The following is an 18,398-nucleotide window of genomic DNA, read 5'->3' as shown; positions in this document are numbered from 1 at the left end:
GTACCCCCAACGACCGGGACTCCCTCGCAGGCGACGGGCGTGATGCCCTGGACGGGTGCGCCACGACATGCGCGTCGTCAACAGAAAGAGAACTGACCACCTCATGATTTCCGCCCCGACCGTCGAAGAAACCGGCCGCCTGCCGCTCGTGATCTACGTGCTGGCCGTCGGAGTTTTCTTGATGGGCACAACCGAATTCGTCGTCGCCGGCATTCTTCCCGAAATCGCGGGTGACCTCGGTACGTCGATCGCGAACGTCGGCCTGATGATCACCGTCTTCGCGATCGGAATGATCGTCGGCACGCCGGCGATGGCGATCTTGACACTCAGGGTTCCTCGACGCGTGACCTTGAGCTCGGCGCTGGTTGTTTTCGCGATCGGACACGTCATCGTCGCGCTCTCGTCCAACTTCGGACTCATTCTCGGCGCCCGCTTCCTCACAGCCGTGGCGACGGGCGCATTCTGGGCAGTCGCCGCAGTGGTCGGAGATCGCGCGGGACTCCCGCACGCCGCCAAATCGTGATCAGGTTGAAGTGACACGAAGAAACCGATGGTGAGGAGCCACGTCATGCGCGCTGTCGTCATGCATGCCCCCGGCGATGTCCGGGTCGAAGAGATCGATGCACCGGTGATCGTCGAACCGACCGACGCGATCATTCGCGTTACAGCCACCTGCGTCTGCGGTTCCGACCTCTGGCCTTATCGCGGCATCGAAAAGCTGAATGGCCCGACGCCGATGGGACACGAATACGTGGGCGTCGTCGAACAGGTCGGCCCCGAGGTCAAAGACATCGAAGTTGGAGACTTCGTCGTGGGCTCGTTCGTCGCGTCGGACAACACCTGCGAAATCTGCGAGGCGGGCTTTCAGTCTCGCTGTATCCACCAGGTCATGATGGGCTCGGTCGGCACCCAATCCGAATACGCTCGCATCCCGCTCGCGGACGGCACCCTCGTCCCTGTCCACGGAGAGCCGACCGAGCGGCAGGCCCGCAGCCTCCTTGCAGCCTCCGACGTACTCGGCACCGGTTGGTTCGCCGCCGTAGCTGCGGAAGCCGGACCTGGCAAAACAGTCGCCGTCGTCGGCGACGGCGCAGTCGGACTCCTGGCGATCCTCGCTGCCAGACAACTCGGCGCCGAGCGGATCATCGCCATGTCACGCCACGCCGACCGGCAGGCACTCGCCACGCAATTCGGCGCCACCGACATCGTCGAAGAGCGGGGCGACGCGGGCATCGCGAAGATCAAGGAACTCACCGGCGGCTACGGCGCCCACTCGACCGTCGAAGCCGTAGGCACCCAAGAATCGATGATGCAGGCTATCGGAGCTACCCGCCCCGGCGGACATGTCGGCTACGTCGGGGTATCCCACGGCGTCGAGCTCGACGGCATGAACCTGTTCTTCGCGACGGTGAGCCTGCTCGGCGGTCCCGCGCCGGTCAGGCGATTCCTACCCGAACTGATCGAGCTCATCATGACCGACCAGATCGACCCGGGCATCGTCTTCGACCTCACTCTCCCGTTGGAGGACGCCGCCGCCGGCTACCAGGCGATGGACGAGCGGCGCGCCACCAAAGTGCTACTCACCCTCTGACCGATACCAAAGGCTCACGAGACAGAACTGGGCTCTACACGCCGATCGAGGAACGTCTCGGCTACCAACGAGAGGCACTCTTGGTTTACCGAGCAGCATGTTCACTGATCACTGCGAATGCGTTTGACACCGAAGGTGAGGATGGGCACTTCGATTGGTGCGCAGCTGCTTTGACCCAAGAGGATGCTACGCGACTGATATGCACCCCCACCAGCGGAAACCGATTGTACGAGTGAATGTTTCAATGAGAGCCGCTCGACGCTACTTTGCAGCAACGAAACCCGTCTCTACCTACGGTTGCGTACTGAATTCCTTGTGGGGCAGGCTTTCTTGTGTACTGCTGACGAGCCGTATCTGCTGACGAATCGTATTGCTGACGAACCAAGGTCGGAGAACAATGGGTCACTACAAAAGCAACGTGCGTGATATCGAGTTCAATCTGTTCGAGGTGCTCGGGATCGGCGAACTGTTGGATGCCGGCGCATACGGGGACCTCGACACCGACACTGTGCGCAACATTCTTGCGGAAGTAGCGAGACTGGCAGAAGGCCCGGTCGCCGCGTCCTTCGCCGACGCGGATCGGAACCCTGTCGAATTCGACGCACCCAATCACGCAGTTGTGGTCCCGGAACCTCTACGCAAGACTGTCGAGGCGGTGAACGAGGCCGGTTGGTCGCGACTCGGCCTACCAGAAGGCATGGGTGGTGTTCCTGCTCCGGCGCCGTTGGTCTGGGCGATCGGCGAAATGTTGGTCGCGGCAAACGGATCCGCAAGCTTTTTCAACATGGGTCCACTGATGGCGAGCGTGCTCTACACCATCGGAAACGAACAGCAAAAACACTGGGCCAAAGAAGGATTCGAGCGCGGATGGGCCGGAACGATGGTGCTCACCGAACCAGACGCCGGATCCGATGTAGGCGCAGGCCGAACAAAGGCAATCGCGCAGGACGACGGCACCTGGCACATCGAGGGCGTCAAGCGGTTCATCTCCGGCGGTGACGTCGGAGACACGGCCGAGAACCTCTTCCACTTGGTGCTTGCCCGGCCCGAGGGCGCCGGTCCAGGAACCAAAGGTTTGAGCCTGTTCTACGTTCCGAAGTCCCATTTCAACTCGGACACACTTGAACTGGGAGAGCGCAACGGTGTGTACGTCACCGGCGTCGAGCACAAGATGGGCCTCAAGTCTTCCCCAACTTGCGAGCTCACCTTCGGAGCGACGGACGTTCCTGCCGTCGGCTGGCTCGTGGGTGATGTCCACAACGGTATCGCCCAGATGTTCCAGGTCATCGAGAATGCTCGAATGATGGTGGGCACCAAGGCGACCGGAACACTGTCCACCGGCTATCTCAACGCCCTCGAGTACGCAAAAGAACGAATTCAAGGCGCAGACCTCACCGAGCTGACAAACAAGACCGCGCCCCGTGTGGCCATTACGCACCACCCCGACGTCCGACGCAGCCTGGCGATGCAGAAGGCCTACGCCGAAGGCCTCCGAGCGGTCTACCTCTACACCGCTGCACACCAGAATGCTGATGTCGCCGAGTTGGTTTCGGGTGCGGATGCCGAATTGGCGGCGCGGGTCAACGATCTGCTGCTGCCGATCGTCAAGGGCGTCGGCTCCGAGAAGGCCTACGAACTGCTCACCGAGAGCCTGCAGACCCTGGGCGGCTCCGGTTATCTTCAGGACTACCCCATCGAGCAGTACATCCGCGATGCCAAGATCGACACCCTGTACGAGGGCACCACGGCGATCCAGGCGCAGGACTTCTTCTTTCGAAAGATCGCACGCGACCGCGGCGTTGCACTCGCTCACGTAGCCGGTCGCATACGAGAGTTCATCGACAGTGAGGCCGGGAACGGTCGCCTCAAGGCCGAGCGAGTCCTACTCGAGACCGCCTTGACCGACGTGCAGGAGATGGCCGGGACGCTCACCGGGTATCTGATGGCTTCCCAGGACCAACCCTCCGAGTTGTACAAGATAGGCCTCGGCTCGGTGCGCTTTCTGTACGCGGTAGGCGACCTGCTCATCGGATGGCGCCTGTTGGTGCAAGCGGAAGTCGCGTTGGCGGCCTTGGACCGTGACGCGTCGGCAAAGGACCGGTCGTTCTATCGGGGCAAGGTGGTCATCGCGTCGTACTTCGCCAAGAACATCCTGCCTATCCTGGCGTCGACGAAAGAAATCCTGGGTTCCCTCGACAACGAGATCATGGAACTCGAGGAAGACGCATTCTGACAACGTGCCATAGTGAAAGCAGCCCTGATACGTACATGCAGAACTGCGTGTGGACGGTGTCGATGCTCGATGACGGTCAGTGCCACCTCGCGCTCGACGCTGGACCACGGCCAAAGGGCAAGAGTGCAGGAACCAGTCCCCTGATCGGCGTCAGGGTCGTCGGGCCGCACATCGAACAGCCTGTACAGGAGTTGACGGCCCTGATCGCCGGCGAAGTCCAGGACGAGCTGGCCGGCGGATTTCCCTTTGTGCACTGGCCCATCGAGAAGGACCGACTCTTGATGCCGACATTGCGTGGCGGACGCGCGGTATGGGTGGTTCGCAGCGCTGATCGCATTGTCTCCGAGATCGGCGAACTCTGCCCGAGATGAAAATGCTTGCTGCGTGATTCAAACGTGGTCGTGAACCGGCGACGGAATCTTGTTGGAACGATACGAGTCTCCGCTCCGGTTCGGCCGCCAGAGACGCCAGTGTTTCGCGGACAACCGGAACGGGAGATGGTCTTGTAGGTGACGAGCACCGGACGACAACCGTTCGTCTGCAGGCAGGTTGAGCCACAGGGACAGTGAGGATGCGGCGTTGCCGAGGGTTGCGCGTATGCCTGACTCGCCGAGAATCCGGCCGTATCCATCCACGGCAAAACGGCCGAACGTGTCGGGGGTGATGTCGGGGTACGGCGCGCGGGTGTTGGGGTCGATCAGGCGTACGGGCGCGCTGCAGGTCAGCGCCGCCACAGAACGTCCGTGGGTTGTGACCGCATCGCAACCAACGAGGGCATCGAGCGCTTCGTTGACAGAACCAGGTGGGACGTTCCATTCGGTATGGGTTTGCGCTTTGTAGCGGGGCCCACCGAAGAGCTCGGTAGCGAACGATGACAACTGCGCGGTCGGCTCGGATGGCCCACTCTGGTAGATCTCGAACGTCCACGACGGCAACGACACTGGTTCGGTGCAGGATTCCAGGAACGTCTGCAGCCGCTGAAATGCAACATCGGGACGCTTGACTCGAAGCGAGTGTGCACCACCGGCGGACCCGGGCAACCCGTCGTATGTCACTACTTCCGGCAATCCGGCTTCCGGTGTCCGCGCCGTCACAGGTTAGCCAATCGCGAAAGCACTACCCCGGCTGGTTCCTCCGTCGCGTGGCGATAGCCAGTGCCGGCCCACAGGTGCATTCGCTCGGGATCTGCCTGCGCAACAGCGGCTTTGCGCATCGGGTTGGTCAGGTGATGGATGGCCGGATACCCGATGGGTGCTTGCGCGTCGTAGCGATCGGTGAACTCGTTCCGAAGTGCTCGTGCAGGACGTCCCGTGAAAGCTCTTGTGACGACGGTGCTTCCACGCGACGTCTCGGCCAGAGCTGCCTTGTGCGGAGCCGAAGCGCCGCTCTCCTCGGTGCGCAGCAGTACGGTGCCGACTACCGCGGCTTCGGCTCCAGCACGCAAGGCTGCTGCGACATCCGCTGAGGTCGCCAGTCCACCTGCCGCCAATAGCGGAACCGACGTGCGGTGACGGATCTGAGCGATCAGTTCGGTAATCGGTGTTTCTGCCGGAACCTGGAGGGGAGTGAGCGTTCCGGAGTGGCCGCCCGCAGCCGAAGATTGCACGACAAGCAGATCGGCACCGGCGTCGACGGCAAGAAGTGCCTCTGCCTCCGAAGTCACAGTGAGGACGACAAGTGAACCGGCAATGCGCAGCGCCTTGATGACGCCGGGTGTGGGAAAGCCGAAGGTGAAGCTGACCACCGGAACCGGGCTGGCCAGGAGCAGATCGATCTTGTCCGAGAAGTAGTCGTCGTCTTCGACCGGCTCACCGTCAGCCAATGTGATGTCATAGCGATCCGCCTCGACCTGGATCGCCCTGGCATAGGCACGGTAGGCATCGACGTCGACAGGCACCGGGTTGGGCGCAAAGACGTTGACACCGAACGACACTCCCTCGGCGCGCACGGTGTCGATCTGGTCGGACAGAGCCTGAGGCGTCTTGTACCCGGCGGCGAGGAATCCGAGACCGCCTGCGCGAGAGGCAGCAGCAACAAGTGCCGGTGTGGAAGCGCCGCCGGCCATGGGGGCTGCGATGACAGGGACCTTCAGGTCGAGATCGGTTGTGAGTGCGCTCATTCGAACATCTCCAGTCCTACGTCGGGTAGTGCTCCGGCGGTTTCGTCATCTGACATCAAAAACTACCTCCTCAGTCGAGGTGGCCGTCCGAGGGTCCGCATCGAGATCGGAAGGGAATCGGAACCGCAAAACCGCGGCGGCCACTGCTGCGCCCAGAACGACGGCCGCACCCAACAGCAGAGCGTCGCGATACCCGTCTCGCAGCAACGGAGTGACAACGAGTGGGCCGAGAATCTGACCGACGCTGTATCCAGCGGTCAGCAACGCCACGGCGCGTGGGAACTGCAGGTGCGCGCCGATTGCCAACACAATTGACCCAATACCAAGGAAGGTGACACCGAACAGGAAAGCTGAAATCAGTGCGGGGCCGACGCCTCCGATCACAGCAGGAAGCGCTATGCCCACCGCCTGAATCAACAGGGCAACGAGAAGCAGAGTCGGCCTCGACCAACGCAGGCTGAGCCAAGCCCACAGGGCGCACGAGGGAAATGCGGCCAGACCGACCACTATCCAAGCGCCGCTGCCGACCCATTCTGGAGCGGCGAGATCGATTGCGGCAACAAGGAACGTGCCCGCGATGATGTAGCCGATGCCTTCCAGGAAATAACTGATGAACAAGGCAGTGAACCCGCGTTGGGAACTGGGAGTTCCCGGCGCGTCCGGTGTGATGACCGGACGCGGTTCCGGCGTCAATCCCCAGGCTGCGACCGCACACACCACTGCAAGGGCCGCAGATGCCAGCCAGGCAGTGCTCCAGGTGCCGACGAAGCGGACGACGAACACGAGGACCCCGGACAGGGCGATACCCAACCCAACTCCGCCGAATCCCCATCCGGCCGGGAATTGGGACTGCCCCCGAAGGTGCGCGTGCAAAGCGCTGACGGCGATCATGAAGACGAGGGCACTGGCAATGCCTGCGACGAGCCGCAGGGCGAACCAGATGGATCCGTCGTGGGTAGTGGGCATGAGCGCCAAAGTCGCGATGAGGACCACCAACGACGTACGCATCACCGCTGCCGAGCGCACCACGCCGGGAATGAGGATTCCCGCGAGCGCGCCGATCAGGTACCCGATGTAGTTGGCCGTCGCCAGGGTGGCGCCGAGCGAGGCGGACAGACCGGCCTGCGTGTGCATCAACGGCAGAATCGGTGTGTAGACGAATCGACCGATTCCCATGCTCGCCGCCAGCGCAGCGGCAGCTTGGACAGCGTGCGCTCGCGGGGAGACGCCGTTGTGGACTGTGGTCATGGTCTTATCGTGTGCCCCGGCCGCGCCGGACCGCCACGACCGCTTTGCTCCTGACTGATAGGCACAACCTCCCACCGCACGTAGCATGAATGATCGTGGAGCTGCGTCAGCTGAGATATTTCGAGGTCGTCGCCGAGGAACTGCACTTCGGCCGAGCCGCGGCACGGCTACTGATAGCCGGGCCGTCATTGTCGCAGCAGATCATGGCACTCGAACGCGACCTCGGCGTCAAGCTGTTCGTCCGCGACCGCCGTTCCGTCGCTCTGACGCCAGCCGGCGCGGCCCTGCTCCCTGATGTCCGTGCGCTACTCGAGAGTGCCGAGAATCTGCGACGCCGCGCGGAGCGTCTGTCCGGAGCGGAGCCCGTCCGGATCGGCTACGTCAATTGGCTCCCCACGGATCTGATCGCGCGCACTTCAGGGGTCGCGCAACTGCACGTCGACGCCTGGGTGGTGCCTTCGCACGCGCAGGCCGCGCGGGTAGCGGACGGCAGCCTCGACCTGGCGATCGCCTGGGTGCGGAAAACCGATGTCGCCCAACATGCTCTGAGCGCAAGACTGCTCGGTGCGGATCGGCTGTACGCGGTCTCCACCGGAGAGGACACCACACCGGTGCGGGCACGCGACGTCGTCGTACTCGTCGACGACGACACCACCTCCTGGTATTCGTGGAACGTCTACGCCGAAGAATTCGCTCGCGATACCGGCGCACAGATCCTGCGCATCAACGACGGTGGTATCACCGGTCCGGCATTCTTCGATCACGTCCGTGCCGTCGGCCGTCCGGTCGTCAACTCGCCCAAAGGGCAGACCATCACGCTGCCAAGCGATCTCACTGCACGTCCGGTGATCGACCCCGCGGCGATCTGGACGTGGTCACTCCTGTGCCGTGAGAACGAAACGCGCCCTGCAGTTCTCGCGTCCGTCGACGCTCTCACCCGCGGCGTCACTGATCTCGAAATCCACGAAGACGGAATATGGCTGCCCATGGACGATCCTTACCGGAGGACTCGATGACACGACGCGCTATTCGAGTTTTCTGGGGACGACGGCCGGAATCGGTGCAGGCCGTGGCCTCCCGGTGGCGTCGGACGTTGGAACAAGTCGAATCCCTGTTGCCCGAGGTGGTCGGCGGGTCGTGGCAACAGATCCATTCCGCTGGACCTGCTACTGCCGTGACCGTCGACCAGTTGGCACAGGTCCTCGAGAACGCGCAGGCCGCCGAAGACTGGTCGGATCGTCTGGGAATCGGATTGAGGCTCGCATCCAGTGGAGGGCCCGAATGGGGGCTCGAACTCTCCGGGTTGGCGGGCGGCGAACCGGAGATTGTCCTTCAGTCGATGATTCTTGCCGTCAGCGCGCCGGACACCGCCGAAGTTCCTGAGACAGACCTACTTCGGATGCTCGCCGCGGAGTGGGAACCGGACTTCGGAGACGTCACCGACGACAACATCCTCGATGCTCTCGAAGACGAGTCCGACTATCGCGTCGGTGATCCCGTGATCGGCCGAGTCGGTTACCTCTCGTCCGCTCGCGCTGACGCGATCCCGGATGACCTGGCAGCAGGCGTTGCCGCGTTACCGGGCGGCGGCGTGTTGCTACAGATCGGGGCTGTCGATGGGGTCGTTCGGGCGTACGAGCGCCTGCGCGAGACCGGCGCACTCGATCCGCTTCCGCGTCCACTGGACCGCGCAGTCCTCTGAAGACGGTTACCGTTTGTCGAGTTTGGGTAGCCCGGGCGTCGGAACGAACTCTCACCGCGGCACTACCGCCGAAAAATGAACCGAAAGGCCCACCGCATGGTTGACGTCACCCGCAAATTCACCGCCGAGGTACCGATCGAAAAGGCTGCGGCGTTTCTCCGCGACTTCGCCAATGCGCCGACGTGGGATCCGGGCACCGAGAGCTGCACGCAGATCTCCGACGGTCCTGTCGGCGTCGGAACCCAGTGGCACAACGTGTCCAAGCTATTCGGCGTCACCACGGAACTGACGTACACGCTGGTGACCGACGAGCTGAATCACGTTGTTCTCGAAGGAAAGAACAAGACTGCCACCAGTACCGACGACATCACCTTGACTTCGGTGGGTCCGAACTCGACCGAGATCGAATATCACGCGAACGTCGAGTTCAACGGTGCCGCCAAGATTGCGTCGCCTCTCCTGAAGGCGGGATTCGAAGCCAAAGTGGCACCAGAGACGGTGAAGAAGATGACGGAAGCCCTCGAAGCGCTCTGACAAGTCCGTCAGGTTCTTGTCACTGTGTGTTGCCGCCGCTCGCGCCACCGTTGCGAGCTTCGATGGCATCGATGGACTTCGTGAACGACTTTCCCAGCACTTGGGTGCCGACGAGTCCGAGTACCGACGCCAGGAGCTTTCCCTTGAGGTTCTTGCCGTCCCGGACCACGACGGCGTCGACATCGGTCAGACCCGTTGGCTGCCGGGTCAGCGTGTAGGTATGGCTCGACGCCCCGCCCCACAGGTTGGAGTCGGTGGTTGTCATCACGACGCGGTGCGGGTCGGTCCAGTCGTAGTGCAGACGCTCCCAGATACCACTGGAGCCCTCGGTGACATCAGCATCGTGGGGTCCTTGTTGGTGCACTTTCAGGTAGCTGTCCGCACTGCGGCCGAAGATTTCCTCACGGCCCGGGCCGAAGTCGGTCAGGCCGGCAAGGACCTGTTCGGGCGTCGCAGTGGTCGTCTTGTGAAGATGGATCGTGGTCATGGCGCCTTCTTTCAACTGTGGATGATCCGGTGCTGAAAAAGCCGGGGAGTGACTCATCCAGCACACCACTGACACGAAATGAATGAAAGAGGATTGCTAGCTCTGTCTCGATCCGCTATTCGCCGCCGCGCCGGCTGGCAGTGATTGCGCCGTGCGGCCTGTAGCCGCTCCCCGTCCGGGTATGGGTCTCGATCACGTCGAAGCCCGCTGTGACCAGCACCTCGGCAAGTTCGGTCACCGGCCATCGATAACCAGTCGTCGCGGCGTGATCAAAAGGCTCTACGGTCACGCCTTCGAAGAAGCCCACCAGCAACCCACCACCTGGGCGGATCACGCGCGCGAATTCAGCGAGCGGTGCCTCGATATCTTGCGGGTGATGGTGAATGAGCGAGTACCAGGACAGCACGCCGCCCAGTGAATTCGTTTTCGCGTCCAATGCCTCGAAGCCCCCGACCTCGAAGGAGAGATCCGGGTATTGGTTGCGGGCTCGTTCGACGAACTCGGGCACGAGATCGATCCCGCTCACAGCCAGCCCGCTCTGGGCCAGGAAGTCTGTCCACTGCCCCGGCCCGCACCCGGCGTCGAGCACGGGGCCGGTCAAAGTGGCGGCCCAGCTGGTCACCAGGTCCCGATCAGATATGTGCGTCGAATCCATCGAGCCGAAGAGGTCCGTGTACTCCTGGGATCTGGCCGAATACGACTTTCGGACTACGTCGCGGCGCGTTGCACTCGAATTCTCCACGCCGTCAATAATTATCGATGTGCACCATTCCTTCGCCACAACTCGCCGAACCGAAGGTTCATACTCTGTTGAAGGCCTACGGTCACGACCGAAAACTGAGGTCATACGGTGGAAGAGAAAGAACTGGCGGCGAAGATCCGCGAACTACTCAGTGCCCGATCGGCCGAGTCGAGCATCTGCCCCTCCGACGTGGCCCGCGCAGCGGCACCCGACAATTGGCGTCCGCTGATGGACCCCGTCCGAGAGGCTGCCCGCCACATGGTGGCCCACGGCGAAGTGCAGATCACCCAAGGCGGCGAAGTCGTCGACCCGGAATCCGTACGAGGTCCGATCAGGATTCGGTGGGCTCGTTGATCTCCCGCCGAAGCAACCCGACCACTGAGCTCGAAGCAAAACTCGACCAGGCTCACCGGAGAGATTCGGCCCCGCCTGAATCCGTCCCGATGTGAACCGCCGAACATTGTTGCAGCGCAGATATTTAGGCGCACAAAAAGTTATCGACGAAATATTTCGGCTGGCATTCACGACAGCGATTCTGTCCGGGAGCAGGCCCTTCATTCCCCGTGCGGCGGCGGCAACCAGGTCGCACTGACGTAGGAGCCACGAACCGATCACGCGGTCCAACGCAGTCCAGTGATATTCAGGCCACATTCAACTTCGGATGTCACTGCGCATCCGCTTCCATGGAAGCCGCAACCTATGCGAACAGCGAACGTCGTTTAGGAAAACAGCTATCAAATACGGACGATCGTGTCCGTGTTTTCGCTCACTTATCCCTTGAAATCCCATGTTTGGCAGCACTCTTCCAGCACTGCAATTTACGTGGATCATGAGAAGGATTGACGGATTTCGCTACTGCTCAGCAGCAGAAAATCAAGGTCAGCCAGGATTATGGAGGTCCAGCGATGTTCCGATGTCCGTCCTAGTCTGGTCCAGGTACTGAGCCGAAATGCTCTAAAAACAATCAACAGCGAGGAGACATCATGGGTGCCTTGGGATCGATCAGCGACAGCATCAGCATCGTTAAGATCTTTGCGGAATTGCTACAGCAAGCCGCTTCGGGATCTGCTGCCCCGGCAGCTGCCGCGTAACACTCTCGCCAGACGGGGTGCGTTTGCTGCGTATGCTCGCATACGCCAGAAAACGCACCCCGTTGGTCGCGAAATCTTAAAATCAGACACCGGCCAACTCAGACACCGGTGGTCCTCTTGAAACTGGAATATTAGTAACATGACAATCACCGTTCGCAGATCCGGAACCACAGACCTCGGCGCAATCCTTGCCCTGATGCAGGAGGCCCGCGGTGAGGGACTCTCGCATGAGGAGAAGGCCGAGCGCGGGTTTGTCCAGGGCCGGATGGACGAGGCGATGCTTGCCGGTCTCCAGGAAGGCTCGGGGGTGTTCGTCGCCGAGGAGGACGGGTCATTCGCTGGCTTCGCGGTGACCTCTTCGCCGGTGCTGTTTACCTCCGGTCCGGCCAAGGAGACTGTCGACGCGGTCAGCGCACTAGCGCCGGACGATTCCCGATTCTTTCTTTATGGGCCGGTCGCGGTCGACAGGCGGTTCCAGGGCCGTGGTGTGATGACGGCACTGCTGAAGTCGCTGTGCCGAGACCTGGTCGACGACTACGACCTCGGCTCGGCGTTCGTCGAGGTGACCAATGCGAAATCACTTGCGGTGCACCGGCACTATGGCATGACCGAAGCGGCCCACTTCACTATCGACGACCGGGAGTACGCGGTCTTCACGTTCGAACCGTCGGCGTTCGCAAAGCGGACCGACTAGGACGTGACCTCTCAATTGAGTGGCTGAGCGGCGACTGCAGGCATACATGCCGAATACGCTGCAGGATCTCGACGTGAAGCCGGGCATCGGCCTGATCCCGAACAGGTTCGAGCAGATGGTCCACTCGGTGGATGGGTTTGAGCTCGTTGATCCGACGGACGACCGGGGTGTGTTCTGCGACACGGCATTCCGCGACGGATGGACCGAATTCGCCTTCGACAACGCTTGTCGGTCAGGTTATTGCGATCTCGAAACGGTGTCATCGCTGCGCGAGGCGTTTGGGTCGGGCGGAAATGATCCTCGGCGGGCACTCTGTCGGATGCTGATGAGGTGGTACACGTCTGGGTATCCATCGCTTGCCGCGAAACCATTGCTGGAATAGGTGGATTTAGGGTTTTCCCAATGTTCTTCTTGTGATCGGTCACAGACTCGCGTCGAGCCGGATGTGGCAGACAGCACTGTTGGTGGTGTCGCGAATGTTGGATGCTTCTTCCGCGTACACGTCGAACCCGGCCGGCTCTCACAAAGGATGCCAGACAAGTTGACGCTTGTTTGGGTGCTCGTGGTCTCGCGAAGCATTGAGGAGGGGCGAGCGTGCTGGAGTCGTCGGGTACAGGGTGATCATCGTGAGCGATACGGCGTGTAGGTCGTCGTGAAGCTCGCGTCTCAGGGTCTTCCGAAGCCAAAAGGACTGTGACACAGGGCGATCTTGCGAATCGAGACCAAGGGCCTTCGATCAGAACGGCGCAAGGAACCGACCGTAGCGGGAAGGGACAAATTGAATGAACGAACCGACGAACGCGCGCACAGGTCGGACCGAGTGCACCGATCGCTTGGTCGCCACCGTAGCCGACACTTTTCGTCTCGGTTTTGAGGCGTACCTGTGGGCATACCCGCTGGTTCTTATGGCGCGGACTCGGAACGTGCTCACCGATCCGAATCGTAGGCACCCTTGTCGACTCAACGAGCTCCGCGTTGTTCCGCGACTGCTGACCGACCGGGATCGCGAGGTGGTCAAGCCGAACAACGACACCATTTACGTGAACGGGTGGCTCGACCTCCGTGCCGGCCCCGTCACCCTGACTGTGCCAGAGGTATCTCGGTACTACAGTTTCCAACTGCTCGACCACTACACCGAAACATGGGCATATGTGGGTACCCGAGCCACTGGATCGCAGGCGGGTCGGTACACCATCGTGGGTCCGGAGTGGACGGGGAGAGCACCCGGCGGTGCTACCGTTCTGACCGCACCGACTAATACTGTCTGGGTTCTCGGCCGGGTTCTCGTGGAGGGTCCCGATGATCTGGAGGAAGCAAAGCGAATCGCTGACTCGTTCCATCTCACCGCGCCGCGGATTCTGGCTTCTGCACCAACGCGAGCCCTCTCGCCGCACACGGTGAAGGACGCTGGTATCGGTTTCTTCGATGAATTGGGTGCGGCGTTAGTGGCCAACCCACCCCCTGCTGCCGACGCCGAACTGGTCGCGCGTCTCGCCGCGGCAGGAATCGGTGTCGGCCACGTACCAAGCAGCGAGATTACGGATCCGTTGGTCCTCGCTGTCCTTACTGCTTCGGTGACGGCGGCGCATGCCTGCCTGGTCGCCAGCGATCGCGGGCTCTCAGCCGGTGGCGGCGACTGGCGCTACGACCTCAACATCGGCCGGTACGACGGGGACCATCTTTTGCGCGCGGTTGTGGCCTTGAACGCGCTCGGCGCACTCACTGCTGAGGAGGCGGTCTATGCGAACGCCGGCTGTGACGGCGACGGGAACGGGTTCGACGGCCATAACCGGTATGTCCTTCGATTCGCCGTGAATGAACTTCCGCCCGTGGACGGATTCTGGTCGCTGACGATGTACGACTCGGAGGACTTCTTGACGGCGAACCCGATCCAACGATTTGCCATTGGGGACCGGACCGAGGGACTGCGATACGGGGCGGACGGATCGTTGGAGATCCAGATATCGCATGAGCCGCCGGCGTCAACCGCCAACTGGCTCCCTGCGCCCGCCGGGCCATTCCAACTCACACTCAGGTTCTACTTGCCCGAGCGACCGATCCGCGACGGGGAGTACACGGTTCCATCAGTCCGACGGGTCTAACTCGGCAGCGCGGCGCGACGCGTTTGTCCGGGAGTTCGAGCACCCGTGTCAGAATGGCTGTTCTGGCCGGTGCACCATAGACGCAGCCAGCTTGAGCCGGACAGTCCATCCTGATCGAAGACCCCGCTACTCGCTGACCACAGGTCAGGCACCAAATCGACGCCATCACCTCAGGACACGAAAAACAATCAGGTTGGCAGCGACTCAGACAAGGAAAGTGGAATGGTGCCGTTGTCGGCCCGCACGTACGAGACTCTGCGAGGCCTGCGCCGAATCACTCCGAAACTGAGTAACGAGACGATGAGTCGCTACGTGGCAAGCTCACCGCTGTACGCGGGTGTGGATCTTCCGGATCATCTGTTCCGGGACAGTGCGCATAGCATTCGGGTGATGATCGACGTGGCCTTGCGTCTGGCTGGTGGCGAGCAAGCGGATCTCCCGGCGACGATGGCAGATGTGTTGGAACGAAGCGGTGAACGGGCCGCCGAGGGGCTGCCTGTTCGCGACTACCTGCGGTGCTGGCAGGTGGCGGCGGCGGTGCTTGACGAGGCCGTGCGGCAACGCATCCCAGATTCCGATCCAGATCTGACGCGGGTTCTCAGCTCACTGCGCGGCGTCCATGATGAGGTGATACGGGACAGCGCAGCGGCTTACATCCAGTACGCCACGGCACTTGCTGCAGCGAACACGGATCGGGACTCGGAGGTAATCGACCGCTTGTTCGCGGGTCAACCAACTGTTTCGGAAGCCGCGGAGGCACCCAGCCGCCCTATCGTGGCAATTGCCGACATCGGTGCGTGTGCCGCGGAGGCCAGTGCCCTCGACTCGGAGGCACGCGTACTAGCGGCACGGCGAAAAGTGCGGCGTCTACGGGGATACATCGCGCGGGAGATGCCTGCGGTATGTCTGATGGACATACGTACCGATACAGCCCGACTGATCGCGCATCCCACAGGATTCGACTGGGACCAGAAGGCTGCAGAGCTCGAGAGGGTCGCTGACGGGCCCGTCGTTCTAGCGTTCGTAGCGGCAGAGACGGTAGCCGACATTCCAAGGGCTGCAACAGTTGCCGGCGATGTGTTGCGCACCGCGATACGCATAGGGCGACAGGCCGGTGCGGTAAGCATCAATGAGGTCGCGCTGTCGTTGCACCTGACTCACCCGAGCTCAGGTCTGCCGACTCTCCTCACCAAGTGCGCACCATTGCTCGTGCGTGCAGAACTGGTCGAGACTATCCGCACCTATCTGGGCAATGCGATGGACCGCCGTATCACCGCCGACGTGCTGGGCGTGCACCCGAACACCGTGGACAATCGGCTCGCGCGGATCAACGCACTCACCGGCCTCGACGTCCACCGCGCGGCCGATCTGATTACCGTCGCGATCGCGGTGGACCCGGCACTGGGCTGGTCGGAGACACCAGCTACTTGACGGTGGTCAAATCCTGCGTAGCGGTGGCACCACGTACTCACCAGAGCGCAGTGCGCCGGTAGGCAAATAGCAGCGCAGTGTCACTTCGAAAGGACCCTTTGGCGCCGGAAGCCAGTTCACAGCGCTCCCCTGCCGTACGTGCGAGATCACGATCTCCAGTGAACCGTCTTCTTCATACCGGATGCCCGACGTGCGATCGCCGATCGAGTACCTCTCGATCGGGTTGTCCACCAAGAAGTTTCGTTCGTCATACATCGTGATCGACCAGAATCCGAAATCTTTCCGCAGCGGCGGGAGCTCATTCGGGCGAAACCGCAGGAGGTAAGTTTCCTCGCCCGTCAGTCGGTTACCGTCGGCGTCGAACCTGGACGTCGGGTAGATCGCCTCGTCTGCGGTGAGCGCGCCGAGACCGCGCAGGGCGATCGCTGCGCGGAGCAGATGATTTCGGCCGTAGGCGCCGAGGCGGGTGCCATATGTCCACCCCGACCTCTTTGCACCGCCATATGTCTCGAGCCACCCGTGCGCTGCACCGACCGCTGCGCGGAGCGCGGTTCGGACGACCGGGTCGGTGATCTCCTCGGACGGTACACATCCCGGTCCCACACCGAGCGCGGCGAGCTCGTCCAACAGTGGCTTGTCCTCGGCGGGAGGCGGATCGGACGCCACTACCGCAGCCAGTTCGTCGAAGAACCCAAGCCCAGACTCGGGAATGGTGTGCGGCGACAGCGCCGGCACATGACGGGTGGACGTCACGGAGTCGGGACCGCTGAGCGTATAGCTATTACTGATCTCGATAGCTGAAGCGAGGTCTTCCGGGCCGTCGACCAAGGTGCGCCCCAGCAGCCACACGTGGTCGGTGGGGGCGCGGAAGACCTGCACATCGGCACTGGCGGGTGCTTCGCCCCCAGGGCCGATCAGCACGTAGGTCCCGCCGTCGGAGCCGGTTGACCGGCTTCCGACGTAGGCCCAAGTGTTCGTGTAGGCGTCCATGAACTGGAAGCTGTGATAGCGGGAAACTGGAGGAACGGTGAGTGTGACCGGACCATCCACAAGGTTCAACCAAGCCCAGGAGTAAAGGGTGTCGTTGTTGGGCTTGACGATGATGTGCTCACGGTGGTCGAAGAGCTTGCTGCTGTGCGAGAACGTGTTCGGTCGATACGAGTCTTCGCGCGTCGGGTCGGTCGCATAATCCCTGGTTCGGGCAGTGATCACCGCTGGATACCCCCAGAGGTAGGCGCGCATACCCAACTCGAAGACGCCGGCGCCGACCGCCGCAGCGGCAGTTATCGGATCCCGCGACCGATCGAAGTGAGGTTTGGTAGTGCTCGAGGGGACCATTTACGTAATTCCTTGTCGTTGGATCCGCAGAATTCGTCGCCGCGTCATGCGATAGAGGCGGCACATGCCTGGAACACACGTGGCAGCAGTCATGAAAGTTCGCCTTCGATCCAACCGCCGCGTGCGCTCCGTACTGCGTTGCCTAACCTTGCCAGTTAGGAAATGCCAAGGACAGAGGCTCAATCACAAGCCAGACCACCGGTCCCTGTGCCTCATCACACGATGACCACATGTTCTGCCGCTGCGGTCCCTTGAGGCGTCCGCATCCGCGACAGTATGGGATTGCTGGAGTCGCTATGTCGAGACCACGTCGCGAGTACAACCTCGGGTCGACGTTCGTAGAGGCGGCGAATGCGAATCACTCGCAAGCGCCGGCATTACGAAATGGACGAAGCCGCTGAGTTCACTTTCGACGATCGCGAGTACGCGGTTTTTACATTCGGTCCGACGGTGTTCGCAGAGCGAACCGACTCGTATCTCGGCTTCCGAATAGGCTGTCTTGGTGCGCAATCCACGAGGTGCGCTTGACCGATGTGGCGATTCGAAGGGTGGTGAGAGTGCTGGCGGCAGAGGATTTCCATTAATCGTCTGCGGGTCGCGCCGTATTTCGCTGTCACTGTGAATTTCCGATTGCCGAGGAACGGTATCCTCGTATTGAGGGAAGGGTATCCAGTGACCGTTTTGGCAGCGCTTCTGATCGTCCTCGCGGCCCTCATGGTAGCCATCTCGGGTAGGTGGGCGAGAAGTCTCGAGAACTTTGTATATCGGCTTGGGCATTCACCGAAATTCGAGAATATGCGTGCTCGCATGCTTCGGAGAAACGCACTTCTCCCGGCCGCCGCAGGTGTGATCACCGCCTTCGCCGGGGCGATGCTGGGACGTGACAGTTACGTGACTTGGCTCGGCGGGGGCTTAACTCTTGTCTACGGCCTAGCGACACTGTGGCGCATTACAGAGTCATCGATCAGAATTGAGCTGGGTGGCACAGTTATCGAACTAGATCTAGGGCGTGCCTGACAAATGTCGGGGCCCGGCGATGACATGTTCACGCCGGTATCAGCTCGGTAGCCGATGGCGAGCTCGTTG

Annotated in this window: 18 protein-coding genes; 12 read left to right on the top strand and 6 right to left on the bottom strand. The window is 61.8% G+C overall.

The features are described from left to right. Nucleotides 1–103: 103 nt before the first annotated feature. The 4 genes from R4P70_RS00940 (at nt 104) to R4P70_RS00925 (ending at nt 4,195) form a co-directional block, all read left to right on the top strand. A complete protein-coding gene (locus tag R4P70_RS00940; RefSeq protein WP_317830234.1) occupies nt 104–523 on the top strand; it encodes an MFS transporter in 420 nt (139 codons plus the stop codon). 45 nt (nt 524–568) lie between these two features. Further along, a complete protein-coding gene (locus tag R4P70_RS00935; RefSeq protein ID WP_317830233.1) occupies nt 569–1,591 on the top strand; it encodes a zinc-dependent alcohol dehydrogenase family protein in 1,023 nt (340 codons plus the stop codon). Between the two features lie 397 nt (nt 1,592–1,988). Next, the gene (locus R4P70_RS00930) at nt 1,989–3,824 is read left to right on the top strand and encodes an acyl-CoA dehydrogenase (protein ID WP_021333262.1); all 1,836 of its coding nucleotides are present in this window, start codon (nt 1,989–1,991) and stop codon (nt 3,822–3,824) included. Between the two features lie 35 nt (nt 3,825–3,859). Beyond that, on the top strand, nt 3,860–4,195 hold the full coding sequence (locus R4P70_RS00925; RefSeq protein ID WP_317830232.1) for a hypothetical protein: 336 nt from the start codon (nt 3,860–3,862) through the stop codon (nt 4,193–4,195). Between the two features lie 18 nt (nt 4,196–4,213). Here the strand turns inward: R4P70_RS00925 and R4P70_RS00920 are convergent, their stop codons facing one another. The 3 genes from R4P70_RS00920 to R4P70_RS00910 are packed head-to-tail and all read right to left on the bottom strand — an operon-like array spanning nt 4,214 to nt 7,191. After that, on the bottom strand, nt 4,214–4,918 hold the full coding sequence (locus R4P70_RS00920) for a hypothetical protein (RefSeq protein ID WP_080910248.1): 705 nt from the start codon (nt 4,916–4,918) through the stop codon (nt 4,214–4,216). Beyond that, nucleotides 4,915–5,943: an NAD(P)H-dependent flavin oxidoreductase gene (locus tag R4P70_RS00915; RefSeq protein WP_317830231.1), complete on the bottom strand. Its 1,029-nt coding sequence runs from the start codon at nt 5,941–5,943 to the stop codon at nt 4,915–4,917. The genes R4P70_RS00920 and R4P70_RS00915 overlap by 4 nt, the downstream gene beginning before the upstream one ends. A gap of 45 nt (nt 5,944–5,988) precedes the next feature. Beyond that, nucleotides 5,989–7,191: a YbfB/YjiJ family MFS transporter gene (locus R4P70_RS00910; protein WP_317830230.1), complete on the bottom strand. Its 1,203-nt coding sequence runs from the start codon at nt 7,189–7,191 to the stop codon at nt 5,989–5,991. A gap of 95 nt (nt 7,192–7,286) precedes the next feature. On the opposite strand from R4P70_RS00910, the gene R4P70_RS00905 reads away from it, so the two are divergent. The 3 genes from R4P70_RS00905 (at nt 7,287) to R4P70_RS00895 (ending at nt 9,427) form a co-directional block, all read left to right on the top strand. After that, nucleotides 7,287–8,207, top strand: coding sequence for a LysR family transcriptional regulator (locus R4P70_RS00905; RefSeq protein ID WP_019745990.1), 921 nt, complete (start codon nt 7,287–7,289; stop codon nt 8,205–8,207). Further along, nucleotides 8,204–8,893 carry a hypothetical protein gene (locus R4P70_RS00900; RefSeq protein WP_019745991.1) on the top strand — a complete coding sequence of 230 codons (690 nt, stop codon included), beginning with the start codon at nt 8,204–8,206 and terminating at the stop codon, nt 8,891–8,893. The genes R4P70_RS00905 and R4P70_RS00900 overlap by 4 nt, the downstream gene beginning before the upstream one ends. A 96-nt stretch (nt 8,894–8,989) precedes the next feature. Continuing rightward, nucleotides 8,990–9,427 carry an SRPBCC family protein gene (locus R4P70_RS00895; RefSeq protein WP_007735601.1) on the top strand — a complete coding sequence of 146 codons (438 nt, stop codon included), beginning with the start codon at nt 8,990–8,992 and terminating at the stop codon, nt 9,425–9,427. Between the two features lie 19 nt (nt 9,428–9,446). Here the strand turns inward: R4P70_RS00895 and R4P70_RS00890 are convergent, their stop codons facing one another. Both R4P70_RS00890 and R4P70_RS00885 read right to left on the bottom strand, forming a co-directional pair. Continuing rightward, nucleotides 9,447–9,914, bottom strand: coding sequence for a hypothetical protein (locus R4P70_RS00890; protein ID WP_020971317.1), 468 nt, complete (start codon nt 9,912–9,914; stop codon nt 9,447–9,449). 115 nt (nt 9,915–10,029) lie between these two features. Next, nucleotides 10,030–10,656, bottom strand: a complete 627-nt coding sequence (locus R4P70_RS00885) for a class I SAM-dependent methyltransferase (protein ID WP_019745994.1) — start codon at nt 10,654–10,656, stop codon at nt 10,030–10,032. Between the two features lie 108 nt (nt 10,657–10,764). Between R4P70_RS00885 and R4P70_RS00880 the strand changes: the two genes are divergently transcribed. From R4P70_RS00880 to R4P70_RS00860, 5 genes are all read left to right on the top strand, one after another. Next, nucleotides 10,765–11,010, top strand: a complete 246-nt coding sequence (locus R4P70_RS00880) for a DUF3253 domain-containing protein (protein ID WP_019745995.1) — start codon at nt 10,765–10,767, stop codon at nt 11,008–11,010. An 876-nt stretch (nt 11,011–11,886) separates the two neighbouring features. Further along, nucleotides 11,887–12,441, top strand: a complete 555-nt coding sequence (locus tag R4P70_RS00875; protein WP_317830229.1) for a GNAT family N-acetyltransferase — start codon at nt 11,887–11,889, stop codon at nt 12,439–12,441. 46 nt (nt 12,442–12,487) lie between these two features. Beyond that, on the top strand, nt 12,488–12,823 hold the full coding sequence (locus R4P70_RS00870) for a hypothetical protein (RefSeq protein WP_317830228.1): 336 nt from the start codon (nt 12,488–12,490) through the stop codon (nt 12,821–12,823). Nucleotides 12,824–13,223: 400 nt separating this feature from the next. Next, the gene (locus R4P70_RS00865; RefSeq protein WP_317830227.1) at nt 13,224–14,543 is read left to right on the top strand and encodes a DUF1254 domain-containing protein; all 1,320 of its coding nucleotides are present in this window, start codon (nt 13,224–13,226) and stop codon (nt 14,541–14,543) included. Between the two features lie 222 nt (nt 14,544–14,765). Then, the gene (locus R4P70_RS00860; protein WP_317830226.1) at nt 14,766–15,974 is read left to right on the top strand and encodes a helix-turn-helix domain-containing protein; all 1,209 of its coding nucleotides are present in this window, start codon (nt 14,766–14,768) and stop codon (nt 15,972–15,974) included. Nucleotides 15,975–15,980: 6 nt separating this feature from the next. On the opposite strand, the gene R4P70_RS00855 is transcribed toward R4P70_RS00860, so the two are convergent. After that, nucleotides 15,981–17,312 carry a DUF1254 domain-containing protein gene (locus R4P70_RS00855; RefSeq protein ID WP_317830225.1) on the bottom strand — a complete coding sequence of 444 codons (1,332 nt, stop codon included), beginning with the start codon at nt 17,310–17,312 and terminating at the stop codon, nt 15,981–15,983. Nucleotides 17,313–18,398: the final 1,086 nt, after the last annotated feature.

This window comes from Rhodococcus sp. IEGM 1241, from assembly GCF_033142365.1.
GTDB lineage: Bacteria > Actinomycetota > Actinomycetes > Mycobacteriales > Mycobacteriaceae > Rhodococcus_F > Rhodococcus_F erythropolis.
The sequence above is the reverse complement of the archived record's forward strand: the minus strand, read 5'-3'. Positions and strand labels throughout refer to the sequence as shown.

Coding starts and splice junctions, on each gene's coding strand:
- R4P70_RS00935 (WP_317830233.1), top strand. CDS start 569: ATGCGCGCTGTCGTCATGCATGCCCCCGGCGATGTCCGGGTCGAAGAG.
- R4P70_RS00925 (WP_317830232.1), top strand. CDS start 3,860: ATGCAGAACTGCGTGTGGACGGTGTCGATGCTCGATGACGGTCAGTGC.
- R4P70_RS00915 (WP_317830231.1), bottom strand. CDS start 5,943: ATGAGCGCACTCACAACCGATCTCGACCTGAAGGTCCCTGTCATCGCA.
- R4P70_RS00940 (WP_317830234.1), top strand. CDS start 104: ATGATTTCCGCCCCGACCGTCGAAGAAACCGGCCGCCTGCCGCTCGTG.
- R4P70_RS00875 (WP_317830229.1), top strand. CDS start 11,887: ATGACAATCACCGTTCGCAGATCCGGAACCACAGACCTCGGCGCAATC.
- R4P70_RS00895 (WP_007735601.1), top strand. CDS start 8,990: ATGGTTGACGTCACCCGCAAATTCACCGCCGAGGTACCGATCGAAAAG.
- R4P70_RS00930 (WP_021333262.1), top strand. CDS start 1,989: ATGGGTCACTACAAAAGCAACGTGCGTGATATCGAGTTCAATCTGTTC.
- R4P70_RS00860 (WP_317830226.1), top strand. CDS start 14,766: ATGGTGCCGTTGTCGGCCCGCACGTACGAGACTCTGCGAGGCCTGCGC.
- R4P70_RS00865 (WP_317830227.1), top strand. CDS start 13,224: ATGAACGAACCGACGAACGCGCGCACAGGTCGGACCGAGTGCACCGAT.
- R4P70_RS00900 (WP_019745991.1), top strand. CDS start 8,204: ATGACACGACGCGCTATTCGAGTTTTCTGGGGACGACGGCCGGAATCG.
- R4P70_RS00890 (WP_020971317.1), bottom strand. CDS start 9,914: ATGACCACGATCCATCTTCACAAGACGACCACTGCGACGCCCGAACAG.
- R4P70_RS00870 (WP_317830228.1), top strand. CDS start 12,488: ATGCCGAATACGCTGCAGGATCTCGACGTGAAGCCGGGCATCGGCCTG.
- R4P70_RS00855 (WP_317830225.1), bottom strand. CDS start 17,312: ATGGTCCCCTCGAGCACTACCAAACCTCACTTCGATCGGTCGCGGGAT.
- R4P70_RS00910 (WP_317830230.1), bottom strand. CDS start 7,191: ATGACCACAGTCCACAACGGCGTCTCCCCGCGAGCGCACGCTGTCCAA.